The sequence below is a fragment of the Arthrobacter sp. 2YAF22_2 genome (assembly GCF_052114645.1).
Lineage (GTDB): Bacteria > Actinomycetota > Actinomycetes > Actinomycetales > Micrococcaceae > Arthrobacter.
Genome location: NZ_JBFRFD010000563.1, coordinates 1 through 2,175, shown reverse-complemented (window position 1 = coordinate 2,175; position 2,175 = coordinate 1). Strand labels below are relative to the sequence as shown.

The window sequence follows — 2,175 nt, the reverse complement described above, 5'->3', positions numbered from 1 at the left end:
GCTGTGCACGACGCCGCCGTGCAGGGCGGCGGGCCGGATGCGGAGTCCGTCGGCGGTTTCTTCGACATCCCCGCCCAGGCGGTTGATCTCGGCCGCGAGGGCCGCGAGCCGGTCTGTTTCGTGGCCGCGCAGGTGGGCGATGCCGGTGAGCGTCGAGGGAGTCGTGGCGAGGGCACACAGGGCGGCGACGGTGGGCGCGAGTTCGCTGGTCTCGGCGAAGGTGGCGCCCTTGATCTCCGGGCCGCCGGTGACGGTCAGGGTCCCGTCCGCGAAGCTGACGCTGGCGCCCATGGTCGCGAGGATACTGCGCCAGAGGTCGCCGACCTGGGTGGTCTGCGCCGGCCAGTTGGGAATGCGGACGGTTCCGCCGGTGGCGAGGGCCGCGGCCAGGAAGGGGCCGGCGTTGGACAGATCCTGCTCGATCCGCCGGTCGAAGCCGGGGATCGGGCCCGGGGAAACAATCCAGTGGTTGGCTACGGAGTCGTCGATGCTGACGCCCACCTCGCGCAGCACGGCCACAGTCATGGCAATGTGGTCCAGGCTCGGTACAGGCTTTCCGACATGTTCGAGATGGAGCCCCTCGGTGAAGCGGGCACCGGCCAGCAACAGGGCCGAGACAAACTGGGATGAGGCGCTGGCATCGATTACGAGGTGACCGCCGCGGACCGCGCCCGTGCCCTCGACCGTGAACGGCAGGGACGACGCCGGGCCACCGTCGGGCGCGCCGACCGCCACGCCGAGGCCGGCCAGGGCCTCAATGATGGCGCCCATCGGGCGTTTGCGGGCGTGCGGGTCGCCGTCGAACAGGGTCCTGCCGCGGTGCAGCGCTGCCACCGGCGGCACGAAGCGCATGACCGTGCCGGCCAGCCCGCAATCGACGGCCGTGTCAGTGGTGGGGGCGTCCAGGTCAACGGGGGTGATGTCCAGGTCCGGGCCGTAGGCGCCGTCGCCGGGCACCTCGGTAATGGTCGCCCCCAGCTGCCGCAGGGCCCCGATCATCAAGGCCGAGTCCCGGGAGTGCAGTGGTGCCCGCAACCGCGACGGGCCGTCCGCGAGGGCTGCCAGGATCAGGTACCGGTTGGTCAGCGACTTGGAGCCCGGGACGGTGACGGTGGCGTCGACAGGACGATCCGCGAACGGCGCACGCCAATGCGGGCCGCCGTCGGCCGGGAGGGACGAGGCCGTGGCGGCGGGGGTGGTGCCAGTCATTGCCGTCTTAGGCTCCGACTGCGTGGTCGACGGCCTTGCGGACGGCCTTGTCGGCTTTCTTCAGTTTCTTGCCGGTGGTCTTCCGGGCGTCGGAGGCCAGGTGCGCGGTGGTCTTCCGGGCATCGGCAGCGAGGTGCTCGGCACGCCAGGCCAGCCCCGGCTTGCCGGCAGTGTCGACCGAAGCCAGCAGCACGCCTCCGGTCAGGGAAACGTTCTTCAGGAGCCGCTTGCGCCGGGCGTCGCGGCCCTCCTTGGAGGAGATATCCGCGCTGCGCCATTCGACGAAGCCGTTGAGTGCGGAGATCAGTGCCAGGACTGTGGCGGCGAGGCGGGCGGACTTGCCGAGGGCGAAGCAGACGCCTGCGCCAACCTGCGTCCCGCCGATCACACGGGCCAGGACCTTCTCGTCGGTCTGGAACGGCAGGGCATCAGCGGCACGGCGCAGCAGGGGAGACAGCTGGGTGGCAGTGTCATCCGCATTCCGGAGCTTGTCCAAGCCTGCGAGCACGAAACTGGAGGCGAGCATGGGGCGGGCGAGAAAGCGGACAACTGACATGAGTTTCCTCCTGGATGAGTGAACCGCGGAYGCTGTGCGGGAGAACCGGTTCTAGTCTTGCACTTTTGCGGAATATTTGCCCATTGTGCGGGGTTGTCCAAGTAGTGCCGAAACGTGGCGCAGAGCCCGCATAGTTGGAGCATGAAGGAAGGCGGAGATTTGGTTCTGCTGAGTGAAATCGGGCAGCTGAAAGCTGTTCCCGCCGACCCGTGGGCTTTGGCCCTGACGGGAGCTTTGAGCGCGCGTCCGCGGGTGACAGTAGACTTGACCGCAATGAGCACCAAGGATCCGGCCACTGCGGCCATGCACCATGTCGCCGGCAACGACGACGGCCAGCGCGCCACGACAGCTGCTGAAATGCGGGCTGCTGCGTCCACCACCGTGGACGATACAGCCGTGGACCATACAGC

2 protein-coding genes are annotated in these 2,175 nt (G+C 68.8%); both read right to left on the bottom strand.

The genetic code is table 11. The annotated features are described in order from the left end of the window. Nucleotides 1–1,209: 3-phosphoshikimate 1-carboxyvinyltransferase (gene aroA, locus AB4Y86_RS17310; RefSeq protein WP_441403399.1), on the bottom strand; the 1,209-nt coding region annotated here is incomplete at its 3' end. Nucleotides 1,210–1,216: 7 nt separating this feature from the next. Beyond that, nucleotides 1,217–1,765: a DoxX family protein gene (locus AB4Y86_RS17305; protein ID WP_441403398.1), complete on the bottom strand. Its 549-nt coding sequence runs from the start codon at nt 1,763–1,765 to the stop codon at nt 1,217–1,219. Between the last annotated feature and the right edge of the window lie 410 nt (nt 1,766–2,175).